This is a genomic window from Delftia sp. 60 (assembly GCF_002754395.1).
GTDB lineage: Bacteria > Pseudomonadota > Gammaproteobacteria > Burkholderiales > Burkholderiaceae_C > Comamonas > Comamonas acidovorans.
Map to the genome: position 1 here is coordinate 3,229,189 of NZ_PEFD01000001.1, position 17,667 is coordinate 3,246,855.

The following is a 17,667-nucleotide window of genomic DNA, read 5'->3' on the forward strand; positions in this document are numbered from 1 at the left end:
TGTCCTCCTCGCCATCCTCTTCTTCCGCACCCTCGGCCAGCCCCGCCATGTCCTGGCGCGACATCCTGCTGACCGCGCTGGCGCCCGCCATCTGGGGCTCCACCTACATCGTCACTTCCGAACTGCTGCCGCCAGACCGTCCGTTCACGGCTGCGCTGATCCGCGTGCTGCCGGCCGGGCTGCTGCTGGTGCTGTTCACGCGGCGGCTGCCCGTAGGCTCGGGCTGGTGGCGGCTGCTGGTGCTGGGCGCGCTGAACATCGGCGTGTTCCAGGCGCTGTTGTTCGTGGCGGCCTACCGGCTGCCGGGCGGGCTGGCGGCCGTGCTCGGCGCCGTGCAGCCGCTGCTGGTGATGGCGCTGGCCTGGGGCGTGGACGGGCGGGTCCCCGCGCGGCTGACGCTGTGGGCCGCCGTGGCGGGCATTGCGGGCATGGCGGTGCTGCTGCTGTCGCCGCAGACGGTGTTCGAGCCTGTGGGCATGGCGGCGGCATTGGCGGGTGCGGTGTGCATGGCCGCCGGCACCTGGCTCACGCGGCGCTGGCGCGTGGACCTGCCGGTGCTGGCGCTGACGGGCTGGCAACTGCTGTTTGGCGGGCTGATGCTGCTGCCGCTGGCCTGGTGGGTGGATGCGCCGCTGCCCGCGCTGTCGCCCACCCAGCTGGGCGCCTATGCCTACCTGTGTCTTGCCGGCGCGCTGCTGGCCTATGTGCTGTGGTTTCGCGGCATCGGGCGCCTGCCTTCGGTGGCCGTGTCTTCGCTGGGCCTGCTGAGCCCGCTCACCGCCGTGGTCCTGGGCTGGGCGCTGCTGTCGCAGTCCATGACGGGCATGTCCTTCCTGGGCCTGCTGGTGGTGCTGGCCAGCGTGCTGGCGGTGCAGTGGTCTGCTTCGCGCGGCGCCTGAGCGTGGGAATGGTTGGCAGGAGGCTGCGGATTATTTATCATACGGTGTATGTTTAATTGGATGGAGAGATCGCCATGGCACCCGCAAAAGCCCTCAGCAATGCATTCGGCAAGGTCTTCATCGCCACTTCGGTCGATGGCTTCATCGCCCGGCCCGATGGTTCGCTGGACTGGCTGCCGGCCGGGGGCGATGGCGGCGAGGACTACGGCTACGCGGCCTTCATGAAGACGGTGGACGGCATCGTCATGGGCCGCTCCACCTATGAAAGCGTGCTCGGCTTCGACGGCTGGCCCTTTGAAAAACCCGTGGTGGTGATGAGCCGCACGCTGGGTGCGGGCGATGTGCCTGTGCACCTGCGCGGCAAGTTGCGCATCACGTCCGTCCAGCCTGCCCAGCTGGTGGCCGAGCTGCGGGCCGAGGGCTGGGGCAGCGCCTATATCGACGGCGGAGCCGTGATCCGCGCGTTTCTGGCGGCGGGTGAGGTGGGCGAGATGACCATCACCCGCGTGCCCGTGCTGATCGGCGCGGGGCGGCCGCTGTTTGGTGATATCGGCTGCGATCTGCGGTTGACGTGCCTGGCCTCCCAGGCCTATCCCAGCGGCATGGTCAGCACGCGCTACCGCGTGGAGGCGGGCGGCCGGGTCATGGTGCGCAACGGGGGCGGCGATGAGTGAGCAGGCTGTACTGGCTGTACCGGCTGTACCGGCTGTACCGACTGCACAGGCTGCACGGCGCGGGCGCCCCTCGGCCGGGCGCTCGCTCAGCCGTGATCAGGTGCTGGATGCCGGGCTGGCCTTGCTGGAGGCCGTGGGCGCGCAGGGCTTTGGCCTGCGGCCGCTGGCGCGGCAGCTGGGCATCACGCCCATGTCGGTGATCCACCATGTGGGTGACCAGCAGGAATTGATGCGCAGCCTGGTGGAGCGCGTGCATGGCCTGCCGCTGGCCGAACCTTCGTCTGGGCTTGCGCCGGCGCAGCGCGTGCAGGCGCTGCTGGCGGGCTACATGGAGCGCGTGCGCCGCCATCCGGCGCTGACGGTGTGCATTCTGGGCGACCCGGCCCTGTTCACCGATTCGCTGGCCGCCTTCACGCAGCGGCTGCGCGGCGAGGTGCAGCAGTGCGAGCCCGGCGAAAACGAGTGCGATGCCGCCGTGCTGCTGGACCTGCTGATCGACTACACGCATGGCCATGCGCTGGCGCTGGCCCTGTCGGGCGAGGGCGCGCAGGCCTTGCATGGCCGGTTCGAGCAGGGGCTGGCGCGGCTGCTGCGCTAGGCGCCGGCCTCCACGCGCAGGCCGGCCTGCTGCCAGCCGGTGAAGCCTGCCTCGAAGCGCCGCGCCTCCCGGCCGCTGGCGCGCAGCGCCGTGACGGCATTGGCCGAGAGCACGCAGTACTGGCCACCGCAATAGGCCACGATGTCCTTGTCGGGCGGCAGCGCGTCCAGCTCGCCTTCCAGCTCTTCCAGGGGAATGTTGACGGCCCCGGGCAGGTGGCCCTGGGCGAATTCCGCTGGCGGACGCACGTCCAGCACGATGGTGTCGTCCATCTGCATGCGCTGCAGCAGCTCGTCCAGCGCAACGGCTTGCAGGCGGTCACGCTGGCGCAGGCTGTCGGAGACCACGGCGCGGATCTCGGCGTGGCGGAATTGCAGATAGTCGTGCAGCGCATCGACGATGCCGGTGATGGGCCCGTCGCCCAGCCGGTACAGCACATGCTTGCCCTCGCGCCGTGTGAGCACCATGCCCGCGCGCTTGAGGTGCTGCAGGTGCTGGGAGGTGTTGGCCACGGACAGCCCGCACAGCTCGGCCAGGCGCTCCACGGGCTGCTCGCCTTCGGCCGCATGGCTCAGCAAGGTGAGGCGGTGGGCATGGCCCAGGATGCGCGCCAGGTCGGCCAGGTCGGGGAAGGCCTCGATCGGTACAGGGCTGCTTGACGGATTCATGGGGGATAGCCTAGCATCGCACAAACATTCAATCAATTAATTGAATGTATTGTTCATTGTGCATGCGGTGGCATCCAAGGAGGCCGCTGCAAACCTGCAAGAGAGTGAAAAGACATGCTGGATGTGCCGGAATTCCTGCTGCGCGCCGTGCTGACGGGCGCAGGCGCGACCTTGGTGATGGATGTGTGGGCACTGCTGCTGCAGCGTCTGTGGGGCGTGCCTTCGCTGGACTACGCCATGGTGGGCCGCTGGCTGGGCCATCTGCCGCGCGGCCGGCTGGTGCATGCCGGTATCGGCCGGTCCGCGCCGGTGGCGGGTGAGAAGGCCCTGGGCTGGGTGGCGCACTATGCGATCGGCGTGGCCTTTGCGGCAGCCCTGCTGGCCCTGGCGGGTGAGGGCTGGGCCCGGGCGCCCACGCTGTGGCCGGCCCTGGCCTGGGGCGTGTTCACCGTGGCCGCACCGTTCCTTGCGCTGCAGCCTTGCATGGGGGCGGGGCTGTTTGCCCGCAAGACACCCAAGCCCGCCGTGGCGCGGCTGCGCAGCCTGATGGCGCACACGGTGTTCGGCCTGGGCCTGTTCATCGCGGCCTGGGCCGTCTCGCAACTGCGGGGCTGAGCGGATGCGCTGACCCGGTTCAGGCAAACAGCCTGTGCGCCATGAATTCCAGAAAGGCCCTGACCTTGGGCGAGAGGTCGCGGCCCGGGGGCCAGACCATCCAGACCGTGCCCTGGGCGTTGGCGGTGAACGGGTCGAGCACGGTCTGCAGCAGGCCCTGCTCCAGCTGGCGGGCCACGGTGAAGTCCGGCAGGCAGGCAATGCCCTGGCCGCGCAGCGCCAGGAAGATGCGCATCTCCACGCTGTTGCAGACCACGCTGGAGGGCAGCGCGGGCGGGGCGGTGTCGTCGTCATTTCCCAAGGGCCAGCGCTCCAGCCGGCCGGTGGCCGGATAGCGGTAGTGCAGGCATTGGTGGCGGGCCAGGTCGACAGGTTGCACCGGCCTGCCATGGCGCTGGAAATAGGCGGGCGAGCCCACCAGCACGCGCCGGAAGCCACCCAGCCGCCGGTGCTTGAGGCCCGAGTCCTGCAGCGGCGCGGCGCGTATGGCCACGTCAAAGCCGTCGCCGATCACATCGACCAGATGGTCCGAGAAATTCAGGTCCAGCTCGACCTCGGGGTACTCCAGCAGGAAGTCCGAGAGCGCCTGCTCGAACAAACCGCAATGGCGTGGCAGGCTGACCTTGAGCCGGCCCTGGGGCCGCTCGCCCGCATGGCGCAGTTCCTGCTGCGCGGCCTCGACCTCGCAAAGGATGCGCCGGCAGCGCTCCAGAAAGCGTTCGCCCTCGGCCGTCAATGCCAGCGTGCGCGTGCTGCGGTTGAACAGGCGCACGCCCAGGCGCTCCTCCAGCCGCGCCACGGCCTTGCCCACGGCCGAGGGCGACAGCCCCAGCTCGCGCGCCACGGCAGAGAAGCCCAGCCGCTCGGCCACGCGCACAAAGAGGCCGATGCTGCCCAGGCTGTCTATTTCCATGCGCTGTTGAAGAGGTGTGTGAAGAAGATGATTTGAGACTTTGATGTCTCAAGTGTTCGGAAATGAAGATGGATTGTCTCAGATGAAGACGGGCCTACGCTGGCGGTCGTTTCTTGAATTGGCACACAAACCATGTCTTCCCACTCTCGCGGCAGCCGCCTCAAATGGCTGCAACTGCTGGCCGTCTGCCTGACGGGGCTACTGATTCCCCTGAGCTTCACGGGCCCGGCCGTGGCCCTGCCTTCCATCCATGCCGAGCTGGGCGGCACGCCCTCCCAGCTGGGCTGGATCATGAATGCCTACATCCTGAGCTACGGCAGCGCCATGATGGTGGCCGGCAGCCTGACCGACATCCATGGCCGGCGCCGCCTGTGGCTGCTGGGACTGGCCTGGTTCGGCCTGCTGAGCTTTGGCGTGGGCCTGGCAACCGATCTGCGCTGGGCCGATGGGCTGCGCCTGCTGCAGGGGCTGGGCGGGGCGGTGGCCTTTGCGGCGGCCATGTCCTCGCTGGCGCCGCTGTTCGAGGGCGCGGCGCGCATGCGGGCCTTCAGCCTGCTGGGCACGACCTTTGGCCTGGGCCTGGCCTTCGGCCCCTGGGTGTCGGGCCTGATGGTGGACAGCCTGGGCTGGCGCTGGGTGTTCCATGGGACGGGGATGGTGGCGCTGCTGGGCCTGCCCATGGTGATGGCCAGCGCGCGGCGCGATGAAGCCGTGTCTGCCGACCGGCCCGACTGGCTGGGCGCCGCCCTGTTCACCCTGGCCCTGGGCGGCTTCACCTACGGCGTGCTGATGGTGCCCGAGCGCGGCTGGCTCCATGCCGAGGTGCTGGGGCCGCTGGCGCTGTCCGCCGTGCTGTTCGTGGTCTTCGTGGCGGTGCAGCGGCGCGTGGCCCGTCCGTTGCTGGATCTGTCCCTGTTCTCGCAGCCGCGCTTTCTGGGCGTGCAGCTGCTGGCGGCGTCACCGGCGTTTCTGTTCATCTCTCTGGTGGTCATGCTGCCCGGGCGCTTCATTGGCGTGGAGGGCCTCAGCCCGCTGGCGGCGGGCCGCATGATGGGCTGGCTGGCGGCGCCCTTGCTGGTGGTGCCGCTGCTGGCGGCCCTGCTGGTGGGCCTGTTGTCGCGCTGGATCAGCCCGGGCCGGCTGTCGGCGGCCGGTCTGCTGCTGGCCGCGGCGGGCCTGTGGTGGCTGGCGGCTGCCTTCGGGCAGGGCGCCGGTCCGGCGTTGGCGCTGCCCTTGCTGCTGATAGGCACCGGCATTGGCCTGCCCTGGGGCCTGATGGACGGGCTGGCCGTGAGCACCGTGGCGCCAGACCGCGTGGGCATGGCCACGGGCATCTTCAACACCGTGCGCATCTCGGCGGACGGCGTGGCCCTGGCCGTGGCGGGCGCCGTGCTGTCGGTGCTGATGGAGGGGCAGCTTGGCGGGCTGTCGCCCGATGCGGGCCTGCGGCGCGAGATGGCCGGGCAACTGGCCCAGGCCGATCTGGCGCGCGCCGCCCAGGCGCTGCCGGGGCAGGACGGCTTGCTTGCGCAGGTGTACGGCGCGGCCTTCCACGATCTGTTGCTGCTGCTGGCGGGGCTGGCGGTGGTCACGGCGCTGGCCGTGCTGTGGCTGCTGGAGCGCAAGGGCCGGGCCGTGTCTTCCCCGGAGCAACTGGCCCCGCAGGCCGGGCGCAGGCTCAGCTAGCAGGCTGCAACTGCACGCCCAGGCGCGAGAACAGGATCTGCCGGCCATCGCCCTGCAGGCGCTGTATCACCATGCCACCATCGCGGTGCAGGTAGATGCGCAGGGCGCTGCCGTTGCCGGGATCGTGGTCCAGGTAGCAGGGGTCTTTGTCCAGGTCCTTCCAGCCGTGAAAGTCTTCCAGCCGGCGTGTACTGATGCGGCGCAGCTCGGTCTCGGGGGCCGCGAAATAGCTGTGGGTCTGAAGCCACAGTGTGCGCAGCTGCTCGAAGGACTGTTCGCGCGAGGAACAGGCGGGCGCAGCCTCCAGCAGGGACAGCAGCATGTCCAGAAGCTGATCGAATGAATACTGCATGCCGCGCCCCTTTCAGCGATCGACGGTGCGCACTGCGCAACCTCGATCAGGGTAACCGGATATTGCGCGAATGTGAACAAAGCATGACCGTGGTGGTTTGTCGCTATTGCCAGCCTGCGCCGACAGTGATTGGCGCGGGTGTTGCATGCAGGGCACCGGCCTGGATGGCCGGACAATGGCCGGGCACATCCTGCGTGATGCCGACCTTTTTTGTTCCCGCCACCTGTTTCCCCACTTCTGCTGCCCATGGAACGCTTCACCATCTCCATCGACGACGACCTGGCCCGTGATTTCGACGCTTGGATCGCCGCGCGCGGCTACGACAACCGCTCCGAGGCCATCCGCGACGTGCTGCGCGCCCACCTGGCCCAGGTGCGCGAGCGCGAGGACGCCGACGGCCTGTGCGTGGCCAACCTGTCCTATGTCTACAACCACCACGAGCGCGACCTGTCCGAGCGCCTGGCCAGCCTGCAGCATGACCACCATGAGCTGCACATGGCCACCACCCACGTGCACCTGGACCATGAGCAGTGCATAGAGACGGTGATGCTGCGCGGCCCGGCCAGCGCCGTGCGGCGATTTGCCGACACCATCACGGCCGAGCGCGGCGTGCACCATGGCCAGCTCAACGTGGTGATGGCGCGCCGGGGGGAGTCTGGCGGGCATGAGCACGCGCAACCCGATCCCCATTCCCATCCGCATCCGCATCCCCATTCACACGCCCACGGCGACTGATTGAAGCCAGGGCGGGCGCCTTGCCCAGCCTCTGTCACGCAGGTCGGTATGAAGTTTGCTTTTTTCTTCATACAACTCCTGGACCTGCATGACACATCCTCTGAAAATTCCTTCTCGGCCCTGCGCCTTGCACCAGATTGCGGCGGCCGGCCTGCTGGGCCTGGCCGCCATTCCCCAGGCTGGTGCACAGCAGGCGACGGATGCCGCGCCCAGCCTGCAGCCCGTCGAGGTCAAGGGCCAGACCGCGCGTGGCGCCTCGGCCGCCTACACCACCACGGTGATCGAGGCAGAGGACATCGCCAACGCCCATGTCAGCCATCCGCAGGAGCTGCTGCGCCAGGTGCCGGGCATGAATGTGCAGAACTACCAGCTGTCGGGCGTGGGTGACGCCATCGTCATGCGCGGCTTCGGCGGTGGCGGCCATGGCGGCGACGTGGGTGTGGTGCTGGACGGCATTCCCCTGAATGAGGCCATGTCGCATGCCGACGGCTATGTGGACCTGGGCGTGATCGTGCCGCTGGAGATGGAGCGCATCAGCATCTACAAGGGTCCCGTGTCCGCGCTGTACGGCAACTTCAACCGCGCGGGGCTGATGGCGATAGAAACGCGCAAGCAGGGCGACTACACCCCCTACCGCGAGGCCGACGTGAGCCTGGCCTCGCGTGGCACGCTGGACGCTCAGGCGGCGCTGGGGCTGAAGCCGGGGGAGGGCGAGTTCCTGAACCTGGCGGCCCAGCACTACCGCACGGACGGTTTCCGGGCGCAGTCGCAAATGCAGCGCAGCACGGCATCCCTGCGTTGGAGCAAGCGGCTCTCGTCGCAGCTGGAGGTGGCGCTGTCGGCACGGCTGCACCACGGCGAGGGCGACTCGCCTTCGTACCTGACGGCGGGGCAGTTCGCACGCGATCCGCATGGCATCGATCCGCGCGCCATGAACGATGGCACGCGCAAGAACTTCGCCACGCTGCGGGCCGATGTGCAGTACGCGCTTTCGCCCCGGCTGACCTGGCTGGGCCATGCCTACACCACGCAGCAAAGCTTCACGCGCTGGTTCAGCCGGCCCATCGACGCACGGCAGTGGCGCCAGCGCGAGGAAAGCTATGACCGCGCCGTCTACGGCGCCGGCACCAGCCTCAATGGCCGGCATGTCTCGGAGCTGACCCCGCTCAACTGGGTGGCCGGGCTGGAGGCCGTGCGCGAATCCACCGACTACCAGTTCTACGACGGCCTGCAATGGCGCGAGCGCACGGGCGCGGCCATTGACGACCGCAATTCCAGGCTCAACACCCTTTCGGCCTTTGCCGAGGCGGATGCGCCCATCCACCGCCTGCTGCAGCTGTCCGCCGGCCTGCGCTGGGACCGCTTCACGGGCGGCTGCCGTCCCAATGGCCCCGAGACGGGCAGCGACCCCTGCGGCCCGCTCGCGCGCACCTCGCATGCCAGCCCCAAGCTGGGCCTGCGCTCGCAGGTGGCGCCGGGCGTGCTGCTGCGCGCCAGCTGGTCCGAAGGATTTGCGCTGGCCAGCGATTTCGCCAAGTACGCGCTGGGCGCCGCGCAGCTCGATCCCAATATCTTCCGGCAGACCGAAGTGGGCGCGCAGATCAAGCCCATGCCGGGCCTGGTGCTGGATGTGGCCGCCTATCGCCTGCAGTCCTCGGACGAGATCCGCAACGTGGCGCCCGGCGTGTACGAGAACTTCGGCGCCACGCGCCGCACGGGCGTGGAGGCCAGCGCGCTGTGGGCCGTGCGCAGGAACCTGGACCTGCAAGTGGCCTGGGGCAGCGCCCATTCGCGCGTGACCGAAAACGGCAACCCGGCCCTGGTCGGCAACCAGGTGGCCGGCGTGCCCCGGCAGACCGCCACCGTGGGCCTGGCCTGGCGCCCGCTGGCGCAGTGGGAGGGCACGCTCACCTGGCGCCGCGTGGGCCGCTATGCCGTCACGGCCGACAACAGCGTGTTCTACGGCGGCTACGCCACCTGGGACCTGGGCCTGAGCTGGCGCCTGCCTTCGGCGCGCAGCCGCATCTATGCCGTGGTCTCCAACCTGGGGACAAGGCCTATGCCACGTCGGCCTCGGTCATCCGCGGCGTGCCGCTGTTCGCGCCCGGCGCGCCGCGCACGCTCAAGGTCGGCGTGCAGACACAGTTTTGAGGAGGAAAAAATGCAATCCAACCCCTGTTTCGCATCCGTTGCAACCGCCGCATTCGTGGTCCTGCTGGCCTGCGCGCCGCTGGCCCAGGCCCACAACGTCTGGCTGGAGCCCGATGCCGACGGTGCCTACACCGTGCAGTTCGGCGGCCATGAGGGCAAGCTGGAGAACTTTGCGGCCGGCAAGCTCAAGAGCGTTGAGGCCTATGACGCGCGCGGCCGCCGCATCGACGTGGCCGTGCAGCCCGTGCCCGGCGGCGCCCGCGCCACGCCTGCCCGCAAGGCCGCGCTGCTGGCCGCGCATTTCGACAACGGATTTTTCAGCCGCGTGGGCGAGGGGCCGATGGTTGAAAAGCCCATGACCGAGAACCCTGGCGCCACCAGCGGCGTGCATGCGCTCAAGTTCCACAAGACCATCCTCGAATGGGGCCCGGTCACCCGCGAGAAGCTGGGCCAGACCCTGGAGATCATCGCCAAGACCCGCCGCTCGCCCCACGCGGGCGAGCCCCAGCAATTCCAGGTGCTGCTGAACGGCCAGCCCCGGGCCGGCGTGCGCGTGTCGCTGGGAGAAAGCGGCCCGCCACTGGCAACCGATGCCGACGGCCTGGTGACCGTCACACCGCGTGCCGGCATGAACCAGCTGCTGGCCATCGTGCGCCTGCCCGTGGCAGGCGACGCGCGCACCACCAGCCTCAGCTACGAATACCTGCTGGGGTTCTCGGCGCATTGAAAGGGGCTGGCGGCCCGGCCCTGCCCGGCGTGGCCCGGCCCGGCGTGGCCCGGCCCGGCGTGGCCCGGCGCTGTGGGGTCAGTCCAGCGCCAGGCGCCGGTCTGCAGCCAGCTTCTTCCACTTGGCGTTGTCCTGGGACATGAAGCGCTGGATCTCGGGCAGGGACATGGGCGTGGCCACGGCCCCGGCGGCCTGCAGCGTGGGGCGCAGCTCGGGCGACTGTATGGCCTGGTTGATCCACTGATTGAGCTGGGCCAGCCGCTCGGGGGGCGTGCCGGAGGGCGCGGCCACGGCATACCACTGGGTGGCCTCGTAGCCGGGCACGCCAGCCTCGCGCATGGTCGGTACATCAGGCAGGCTGTCTATGCGCGTGGCGCTGGTCACGGCATAGGCCTTCAGCCGGCCCGACTGGATGTGCGGCAGCACGGGCGTCACGCCCAGCATGGCCAGGGGGATCTGCCCGCCCACCACATCGGTCACGGCCTGCCCGCCACCCTTGTACGGCACATGCACCATGCTGGTGGCCGCCAGGGCGTTGAGCAGTTCGCCCGCCAGATGCTGGGAGGTGCCCGTGCCCGAACTGGCGTAGCTCCATTGGCCCGGTTTGGCTTTCATGGCGGCTACCAGTTCGCCCAGGCTGCCGGCCGCACCCGGGCCGGGCCCACCAGCACCATGGCGCCCCGGGCCATCACGGCCACGGCGGTCAGCTCGCGGCCCACCTCGGGCTGGCGTGGACCGGACAGCTGCGGTCCGGGAACGGAGACCAGGGTCAGGCCATCGGCAGGCGCCTTGGCCGCCGCCTGCAGGCTGATCGCGCCCGAGGCGCCCGGCCGGTTCTCGACCACCACGCTGACACCGGCCCTGGCCTCCAGTTGCCGGGCCACATGGCGGGTCAGCACGTCCAGGCTGCCGCCGGGCGCAAAGCCCACGATCCAGGTGATGGGCTTGCCCTGCGGGGCGTGCGCCGGGGAATCGGCCGCGCGGGCCGTGGGCAGTGCAAGGGCCAGCAGGGCTGCGGCGGCCAGGGGGCGCAGCGCATGGCGGCGGGTGGTCAGCAGGCGGCCGCTGGCCTGCGGGGCGGGTAGGGGTGCGCAGGTCATTGGTCGGGGGCGCCGGGCGCGGTGTTGGGGTGTGCCTTGCAGCTTTCGTTGAAGCGCTGGACCATGGTGAGCATGGGGTTGAGCACCCAGGTGTTGAAGATCAGCACGTCATGCTCCTCCTTGGGATCGCGAACGATGTTGAACAGGTAGGGTGACTCCAGCTTGCCCTTGCTCTCGTTGACCTCGGGCTCCCAGTAGAAATGCAGCTTCCAGTCGCGCCACTTCGCGGCCCGCAGCTGGTCCTTGATGTAGAAGAGAAAGCCCTCGCGCGCGGACCGGGGCTCGCCCAGCAGGAAGGCAGTCTGGTCCAGGCCGTCGATGGGCCGGTCCTGCGGCACGGCGGCGCCCGCCACCGCCGCCAGGGTGGAGAAGATGTCGGTCACGTGCATGATTTCATTGCTGGTGCGCCCGGCCTGGATGCGGCCCGGCCAGCGTGCGATGAAGGGCACGCGCAGGCTGCCCTCCATGGCCGTGTGGTAGGTGCCGCGCCAGGGGCCGGCCGTGCCGCGGTAGGGCTGGCGGAACTCGGGGCCGTTGTCGCTGCAGAAGATGAATAGCGTGTCCTCGCGCAGGCCGAGCCGGTCGATCTCGTCCGAGATCTGACCCACGCGGTGGTCCATCTCCACCATGGAGTCGGCAAAATCGCCCTGGCCGGTGCGGCCCGCGAAATCCGCATGCGGCAGCGTGGGAAAGTGCAGGTGCACCAGGGGCAGGTACAGGAAGAAGCGGCGGTCCCGGGCGTGGTTGCGGCGCATGAAGTCCAGCGAGCGCTCCACCAACTCGGCATCGATGTTGCGCCGCGATTCCAGGTCATAGACCTTGACATCGTCCGAGGGCGCGCCTGCGCGGCCTTCCATGATGTGGGGCAGGGGCGCTACCAGGGGGTCGTAGCCCGTGGTCGCGGTGAACTGGCTTTCGTCCGTGGTGCGCGGAATGCCGTACCACTCGTCGAAACCCCGGTCCGAGGGATAACGGCCCGGAATGTCCCCCAGATGCCATTTGCCGAAATGCGCCGTGGCATATCCCTGGGCCGACAGCAACTGGGCCAGCGTGGTCTCGCCGCGCGTCAGGCCCTGGGGCAGCCCGGCCGGCACCGATTGCAGGGCACCCGTGCGGATGGGGTGGCGCCCCGTCATCAGGGCCGAGCGCGTGGGCACGCAGTCGCTTTCCACGTTGAAATTCTGCAGCAGCAGACCCTCGGAGGCCAGCTGGTCGATGCGCGGAGTGGGCGCGCCGCGCAGCGCACCGCCGCCGTAGCAGCCCAGCTCGCCCCAGCCCAGGTTGTCCGCGACGATGAGCACGATATTTGGTGGGTTCATGATGTGGCTCAAAAAGTTTCCATGCCAAAACTCTAGCCACAAGCCCTGTCTTGGTGATAACCAAACCAGCGAAAATCGATGCACATCTGGAATGGCTTTGCTCGGCAAGGTAGCAAGCTTTCTCGTTTTTCTTCGTTGACAAGGAATGGCATGACGGGATTTGCCTATAACGAGCTGGCCTGCTTTCTGGCCGTGGCCGAGCATGGCCATTTCGGGCGTGCGGCCGCTGCCCTGCAGCTGACCCAGCCGGCCGTCTCCAAGATCGTGCGCCGCGTGGAGCAGGGCGTGGGAGCGGCCCTGTTCACGCGCGGAACGCATGGCGTGGCGCTGACCAGCAGCGGCCAGCTGTTCATGGAGCCCGCGCGTCAACTGGTGCTGCGGCATGAGGAGACAATGCGCGCCGCCAGCGACATCCAGGCCCAGCATGTGGGCCTGATCCGCCTGGGCTTCACGCAGGCCACTTCCGAAAGCCGCGCCACCCGGGCCGTGGCCGAGCTGCTGCGCCGCCGCCCCGGCCTGCGCGTGCGGCTGACCGTGGGCAAGTCCGACGACCTGGAGCGCGCGCTGCTCGACGGCAGCCTGGACCTGGCCGTGGTGCCGTCCTACCCGGGCCATGCCACGCGCTGCGCCCAGGTGGTCATCGGCGAGGACGAGCTATGGGCCGCCGCACGGCCGCGCCACCCGCTGTTCCAGCTGGCGCTGGAGCAGGGCCTGAGGTTCGGGCATTTGCAGGGCTACTCCTGGGCCTTGCCGGCACCAGGAGCCGCCGTGCGCAAGGTGGTGGACGAGGCCTTCGCGGCTCAGGGCCTGGGCGCGCCCACCGTGGCCCTGGAGATCCAGCACAACACCGAGGCCACCATCGACATCGTGGGCCAGACCGACCTGCTGTGCTACGTGCCCAGCCATGTGCTGCGCAGCAATCCCGAGCGCCTGCAGTCCCTGCCCATCCCCGAGCTGCGCACGCGCCGCAGCTGGCTTCTCATCAGCCACCCCAAGGCCCATTGGTCGCCGCTGATGTCCGCGCTGCGGGACCTGACGCTGGGGTAGCGGCCCGTAACGCAGGGCCGGTGCAGGCTGGCCTCAGATGTTCAAGGTGTCTTGCGCTCAGGCGGAGACGGGGGTGGAGTTGCCCCCCAGGTGCCGGGCCGGCCGGTGCGTGTAGCGGTCCAGGGCCAGGCCGTCCGTGCTGATTTCCGGGCTGCGGCCGGTGATCAGGTCGGCGATCAGGCGGCCCGAGCCGCAGGCCATGGTCCAGCCCAGCGTGCCGTGGCCGGTGTTCAGGAACAGGTTGGAGTAGCGCGTGGCGCCGATGATGGGCGTGCCGTCCGGCGTCATGGGCCGCAGCCCGGTCCAGAAGCTGGCGCGCGCCACATCGCCGCCCGGGAACAGGTCGTTGACCACCAGCTCCAGCGTGGCGCGGCGGCGCGGGTCCAGGCGCAGGTCGAACCCGCCCAGCTCGGCCATGCCGCCCACGCGGATGCGGTCGTCAAAGCGGGTGACGGCAATCTTGTAGGTCTCGTCCAGCACGGTGGACTGCGGCGCCAGCGCCGGGTTGCCCAGCGGCACGGTGAGCGAATAGCCCTTGACGGGGTAGACGGGCAGGTCCAGCCCCAGCGGCTCCAGCGCCTGGCGCGAGTAGCTGCCGAAGGCCATCACGTAGCGGTCGGCGGTCAGCAGTTCGCCATTCACGCGCACGCCGGCAATGCGGCCGCTTTCGACCACCAGGCCATCCACGTTCTGGTTGAAGCGCAACTCCACGCCCAGGCCGGTGGCGATGCGGGCCAATTCATTGGTGAAGCGGTGGCAGTCGCCTGTCTCGTCCTTGGGCAGGCGCAGGCCGCCCGTCAGCCGGTCGCGCGCCTGGGCCAGGGCGGGTTCCACCTGGGCGAGCTGGTCGCGGTCCAGCAGCTCGAAGGGCACGGCGCATTCGCGCAGCACGGCCACGTCGCGCTCCACGGCGTCCAGCTGGGCCTGGGTGCGGAACAGTTGCAAGGTGCCGCCGGTGCGCTGCTCGTAGGCGATGCCGGTGTCGGCGCGCAACTGCTGCAGGCAGCTGCGGCTGTACTCGGCCACGCGCATCATGCGCTCCTTGTTGACGGCGTAGCGCTGGGCAGAGCAGTTGCGCAGCATCTGCGCCATCCAGCGCAGCTGGAACAGGCTGCCGTCCAGGCGCACGGCCAGCGGCGCGTGTTCCTGCAGCATCCACTTCAGGGCCTTGAGCGGAATGCCGGGCGCCGCCCAGGGCGTGGAGTAGCCGGGCGAGACCTGGCCCGCGTTGGCAAAGCTGGTTTCGGACGCGGGCGCATCCTGCCGATCCAGCACCGTGACCTCGGCGCCGGCCCGCGCCAGGTAGTACGCACTGGTCACGCCGATGACACCGCCGCCAAGAACAAGGACTTTCATACGATTCACCGCCAGGTCAACAAGATGAAATCAAAGTCTATTGACGATGAGGCAGTGGAAACCACTGAAATATTGCTACTATCCAGTGATTTATAAGCCCCGGGAATCGCCGCCATGGCCGCCAAAAGTGAAAACCGCGTGCTTGACCGCACCGACCGCAAGATCCTCGACATCCTGCAGCGCGACGGCCGCATCTCCATGACCGATCTCGCCGAGCAGGTCAGCCTCTCGGCCACGCCCTGTTCGGAGCGCGTGCGCCGCCTGGAGCGCGATGGCGTGATCACGGGCTACCACGCCCACCTCTCGCCCGAGGCGCTGGGCAAGACGCTGCTGGTGTTCGTGGAGATCAAGCTCTCGTCCAAGTCGGGCGAGGTCTTCGACAAGGTGCGCCAGGAACTGCTGCACGTGCCCGACGTGCTGGAGTGCTTCCTGGTATCGGGCAGCTTCGACTACCTGGTCAAGGCCCGCCTGGGCGGCATGCGCGAGTACCGCCGCCTGCTGGGCGACATCCTCAAGAAACTGCCCGTGCCGGCTGAGTCGCACAGCTATGTGGTGATGGAAGAGGTCAAGGAGACGCTGGCGCTGCCTGTGGATCGGTGAGGGTGCCGTCCTCGGCGTTCCAGGTTCGGATCTACCGCCATTCATCACTGTCATTTACTATTTGAAACTTTTGTCACAATATATTCGATTCAAATTGGGTATTGTGCATTCCAATCAAGAAAGATATTGGGCGGCAGATGGGTTGTTATGCAGTTCCGCATTCATCCGCGCTCTCCGTTGAAAAGTAGGCAGGACGACAACTTGGAGTTCCATTCCAATGGCGGGATTGCAAATATTTGTCATTGGATGGTGGCTGTAGGGGATTGGTGATTTTTAAAGTTCAATACCAGTGATACCTTGATAGCGCAAATCTATCTATCACTGGGAGTTCTATGAAAAATCACGCCCTCATGGCTGCCTTGATGGCCGGCGCAGCACTCTCGGCCTGCCCCCCCGCCAGCGCGCAAGTGACCCGTTACTACGGGGAGATGAGAACCTCCTACTCGGATTTCCAGGATCGCACGGCTTGTCCCCTGGGGTCTCACGGCTCATGCCAGGATTTTCCGAGGACCGCCCGTCTGGCCGGCTGGTTTGAAACGGCCGCACCCTTGCAGCCCAATCTGGACGAGAGCGAAATAAGGGCGCTGGTGACTTCCTATAGTTTCTCGGACGGATTGAACACCTACAGCAGTTCCGATCCGGATGTGCGCGCATTCATATTCAGGGTTTCCACGGACAGTGGGTCCAATATCGTGAGAAACAGAATCCACCTTCAACGCTGGCTGACGGGAAACAATCCGCACCGCTCCATCAATCAAATTGGCCCGGGTGGATCTCCCAATGATGTGGATATGCTGAGCCGGTTTGAAATGGCCACGGAACAGGTGGGTGCCATGAACAACGCGATGTGCGCTTCCTTGTTCTCGGAAACATCCCAGCAGGTCAGTTATTCGGGGGAAAGCGACACCTGTTTGGGGACCTACGAGATACCCGGTAACGGCGTGTCCGTTGCGTGGACCGGGGCGCCCGTGCAAAACCAGAACGTCATGTCCTGGCACAGGGAGGCCGTGCATCCTGCCCTGTCGTTGACCCACAGCATCTCGCCCGCAGGCCAGGTGCAGGCGGGGCAGGAGGTGCGCTACACCATCACCGTCAGGAATACGGGGACCGTGCCCGCCACCCAGGCGCAGATTGCCGACAGCCTGCCTGCCGGCCTGGAGCGCGCCACCTGGACCTGTACGCCCGGCGCCAGCACGCCATGTCCCGTGGCGTCAGGCCCCGGATCGCTGGCAGTCACGGTGCCCGTGTTCGCGGCAGGAGATTCGCTGGTTTTCACCGTGATGGCCAGCGTGTCCAACCCGGCGCCCTCAACCATTACCAATGTGGCCACCGTGAATGCCGGGGACCCGTCGGTGCAGTGCATGCAAGCAGGGCAGGTCGTGGGAACGGTGCCGTGCATGGCTTCCGCGTCCATCAATACGGTGGCGGCTCCCCCCGGCGGTGGCCAGGTGACCCCCGTGCCGACGCTGCAGCACACAGCCCTTGCGGTCCTGAGCCTGCTGGCTGCAGCCATCGGATGGATGGGGCTGGGGCGGCGCCAGCGGGTCGGCGCGGGCCGCTGAAGCGGCCACAGGGGCGCTGGTGCAGCTAGGTCGCGCTGGCGTCCTGCGCGGCGGCGCCCATTTTCTGGCGCGTGTCCTCGTCGAGCAGGCTGCGCACCTGGGCGAACAGAGGATCGGCGCCCGTGTACTTCCTGCCGTAGCCCAGGTTGAAGCCGTAGTCGAAATCCTGCGGGTTGATCCCCTGGTTGTGCTGCAGGATGGTCTCCAGCTTGTCCAGGGCCTTGACGGCGCGGGCCTCGGGGGTGGCGGCGTCTTCGTACTCCTGCCACAGGGCCATGATGGCGTCGCGGTGCCCGGGCTGCAGCGAGCGGGTCAGGTGCAGCAGGTCGGCCTTTTCCTGCGCGCTCTTGTCGGGGTGCTGGTTCTTTTCCACGGCAGGGATGTCGCCGTGGATGGCCTCGCCCAGGTCGTGGATCACGCACAGCTTGAGCAGCTTGAGCATGTCCAGCTGTGCGAATTGGTCCTCGAAGGCGATGGCCATCAGGCACAGGCGCCAGCTGTGCTCTGCCGTGCTTTCGGTGCGGCCGGTGGAGGTGTGGGCGCTGCGCAGCACGCTCTTGAGTTTTTCGGCCTCGCGCAGGAAGTCCAGGCGGCCCTTGATGTTGGCTGTATCCATGGCGGATATTCTCCCCGGCTTTCGCCGGGGCTGGGTTGGTGTGTCCTCG

16 protein-coding genes and 1 pseudogene are annotated in these 17,667 nt (G+C 68.1%); 10 read left to right on the top strand and 7 right to left on the bottom strand.

What is annotated here, in order from left to right:
• Nucleotides 1–47: 47 nt before the first annotated feature.
• The 3 genes from CLV01_RS14630 (at nucleotide 48) to CLV01_RS14640 (ending at nucleotide 2,171) form a co-directional block, all read left to right on the top strand.
• On the top strand, nucleotides 48–899 hold the full coding sequence (locus CLV01_RS14630) for an EamA family transporter (RefSeq protein ID WP_043796810.1): 852 nt from the start codon (nucleotides 48–50) through the stop codon (nucleotides 897–899).
• A 74-nt stretch (nucleotides 900–973) separates the two neighbouring features.
• Nucleotides 974–1,573 carry a dihydrofolate reductase family protein gene (locus CLV01_RS14635; RefSeq protein ID WP_099735145.1) on the top strand — a complete coding sequence of 200 codons (600 nt, stop codon included), beginning with the start codon at nucleotides 974–976 and terminating at the stop codon, nucleotides 1,571–1,573.
• Nucleotides 1,566–2,171, top strand: a complete 606-nt coding sequence (locus CLV01_RS14640; protein ID WP_180288395.1) for a TetR/AcrR family transcriptional regulator — start codon at nucleotides 1,566–1,568, stop codon at nucleotides 2,169–2,171. The genes CLV01_RS14635 and CLV01_RS14640 overlap by 8 nt, the downstream gene beginning before the upstream one ends.
• Here CLV01_RS14640 and CLV01_RS14645 read toward each other — a convergent pair.
• Nucleotides 2,168–2,839 carry an ArsR/SmtB family transcription factor gene (locus CLV01_RS14645; RefSeq protein WP_099733990.1) on the bottom strand — a complete coding sequence of 224 codons (672 nt, stop codon included), beginning with the start codon at nucleotides 2,837–2,839 and terminating at the stop codon, nucleotides 2,168–2,170. The two genes, CLV01_RS14640 and CLV01_RS14645, sit on opposite strands and share 4 nt — an antisense overlap.
• Nucleotides 2,840–2,953: 114 nt before the next feature.
• Here CLV01_RS14645 and CLV01_RS14650 point away from each other — a divergent pair, with 114 nt between their 5' ends.
• On the top strand, nucleotides 2,954–3,454 hold the full coding sequence (locus CLV01_RS14650) for a DUF2938 domain-containing protein (RefSeq protein ID WP_013802911.1): 501 nt from the start codon (nucleotides 2,954–2,956) through the stop codon (nucleotides 3,452–3,454).
• 19 nt (nucleotides 3,455–3,473) lie between these two features.
• Here the strand turns inward: CLV01_RS14650 and CLV01_RS14655 are convergent, their stop codons facing one another.
• Entirely contained in the window at nucleotides 3,474–4,361 is an 888-nt protein-coding gene (locus CLV01_RS14655) for a LysR family transcriptional regulator (protein ID WP_218968207.1), read from the bottom strand.
• Between the two features lie 138 nt (nucleotides 4,362–4,499).
• Between CLV01_RS14655 and CLV01_RS14660 the strand changes: the two genes are divergently transcribed.
• On the top strand, nucleotides 4,500–6,053 hold the full coding sequence (locus CLV01_RS14660; protein WP_099733988.1) for an MFS transporter: 1,554 nt from the start codon (nucleotides 4,500–4,502) through the stop codon (nucleotides 6,051–6,053).
• Here CLV01_RS14660 and CLV01_RS14665 read toward each other — a convergent pair.
• Nucleotides 6,046–6,405 (bottom strand): hypothetical protein, encoded by a 360-nt coding sequence (locus CLV01_RS14665; RefSeq protein WP_043825588.1) that lies wholly within the window; start codon nucleotides 6,403–6,405, stop codon nucleotides 6,046–6,048. The genes CLV01_RS14660 and CLV01_RS14665 overlap by 8 nt on opposite strands.
• Nucleotides 6,406–6,651: 246 nt before the next feature.
• Between CLV01_RS14665 and nikR the strand changes: the two genes are divergently transcribed.
• Together nikR and CLV01_RS14675 are read left to right on the top strand one after the other, a co-directional pair.
• Complete coding sequence (nikR, locus tag CLV01_RS14670; protein ID WP_099733987.1) at nucleotides 6,652–7,140, top strand: nickel-responsive transcriptional regulator NikR; 489 nt, start codon at nucleotides 6,652–6,654, stop codon at nucleotides 7,138–7,140.
• Nucleotides 7,141–7,267: 127 nt separating this feature from the next.
• Nucleotides 7,268–10,018, top strand: coding sequence for a TonB-dependent receptor domain-containing protein (locus CLV01_RS14675; RefSeq protein WP_257221303.1), 2,751 nt, complete (start codon nucleotides 7,268–7,270; stop codon nucleotides 10,016–10,018).
• Nucleotides 10,019–10,096: 78 nt separating this feature from the next.
• Here the strand turns inward: CLV01_RS14675 and CLV01_RS14685 are convergent.
• A pseudogene (locus tag CLV01_RS14685) lies at nucleotides 10,097–11,118 on the bottom strand (tripartite tricarboxylate transporter substrate binding protein).
• Nucleotides 11,115–12,437 (bottom strand): arylsulfatase, encoded by a 1,323-nt coding sequence (locus CLV01_RS14690; RefSeq protein ID WP_070080985.1) that lies wholly within the window; start codon nucleotides 12,435–12,437, stop codon nucleotides 11,115–11,117. The pseudogene CLV01_RS14685 and the gene CLV01_RS14690 overlap by 4 nt, the downstream one beginning before the upstream one ends.
• A 150-nt stretch (nucleotides 12,438–12,587) precedes the next feature.
• Between CLV01_RS14690 and CLV01_RS14695 the strand changes: the two genes are divergently transcribed.
• Nucleotides 12,588–13,484, top strand: coding sequence for a LysR family transcriptional regulator (locus tag CLV01_RS14695; protein ID WP_013802902.1), 897 nt, complete (start codon nucleotides 12,588–12,590; stop codon nucleotides 13,482–13,484).
• Between the two features lie 57 nt (nucleotides 13,485–13,541).
• Here CLV01_RS14695 and CLV01_RS14700 read toward each other — a convergent pair whose 3' ends face one another.
• On the bottom strand, nucleotides 13,542–14,840 hold the full coding sequence (locus CLV01_RS14700; protein WP_099733983.1) for a D-amino acid dehydrogenase: 1,299 nt from the start codon (nucleotides 14,838–14,840) through the stop codon (nucleotides 13,542–13,544).
• Between the two features lie 114 nt (nucleotides 14,841–14,954).
• Here CLV01_RS14700 and CLV01_RS14705 point away from each other — a divergent pair, with 114 nt between their 5' ends.
• Together CLV01_RS14705 and CLV01_RS14710 are read left to right on the top strand one after the other, a co-directional pair.
• Nucleotides 14,955–15,440, top strand: coding sequence for a winged helix-turn-helix transcriptional regulator (locus CLV01_RS14705; protein WP_013802900.1), 486 nt, complete (start codon nucleotides 14,955–14,957; stop codon nucleotides 15,438–15,440).
• 332 nt (nucleotides 15,441–15,772) lie between these two features.
• Complete coding sequence (locus tag CLV01_RS14710) at nucleotides 15,773–17,002, top strand: DUF11 domain-containing protein (protein WP_099733982.1); 1,230 nt, start codon at nucleotides 15,773–15,775, stop codon at nucleotides 17,000–17,002.
• Between the two features lie 25 nt (nucleotides 17,003–17,027).
• Here CLV01_RS14710 and CLV01_RS14715 read toward each other — a convergent pair whose 3' ends face one another.
• On the bottom strand, nucleotides 17,028–17,618 hold the full coding sequence (locus CLV01_RS14715; protein ID WP_099733981.1) for an HD domain-containing protein: 591 nt from the start codon (nucleotides 17,616–17,618) through the stop codon (nucleotides 17,028–17,030).
• Nucleotides 17,619–17,667 lie beyond the last annotated feature (49 nt).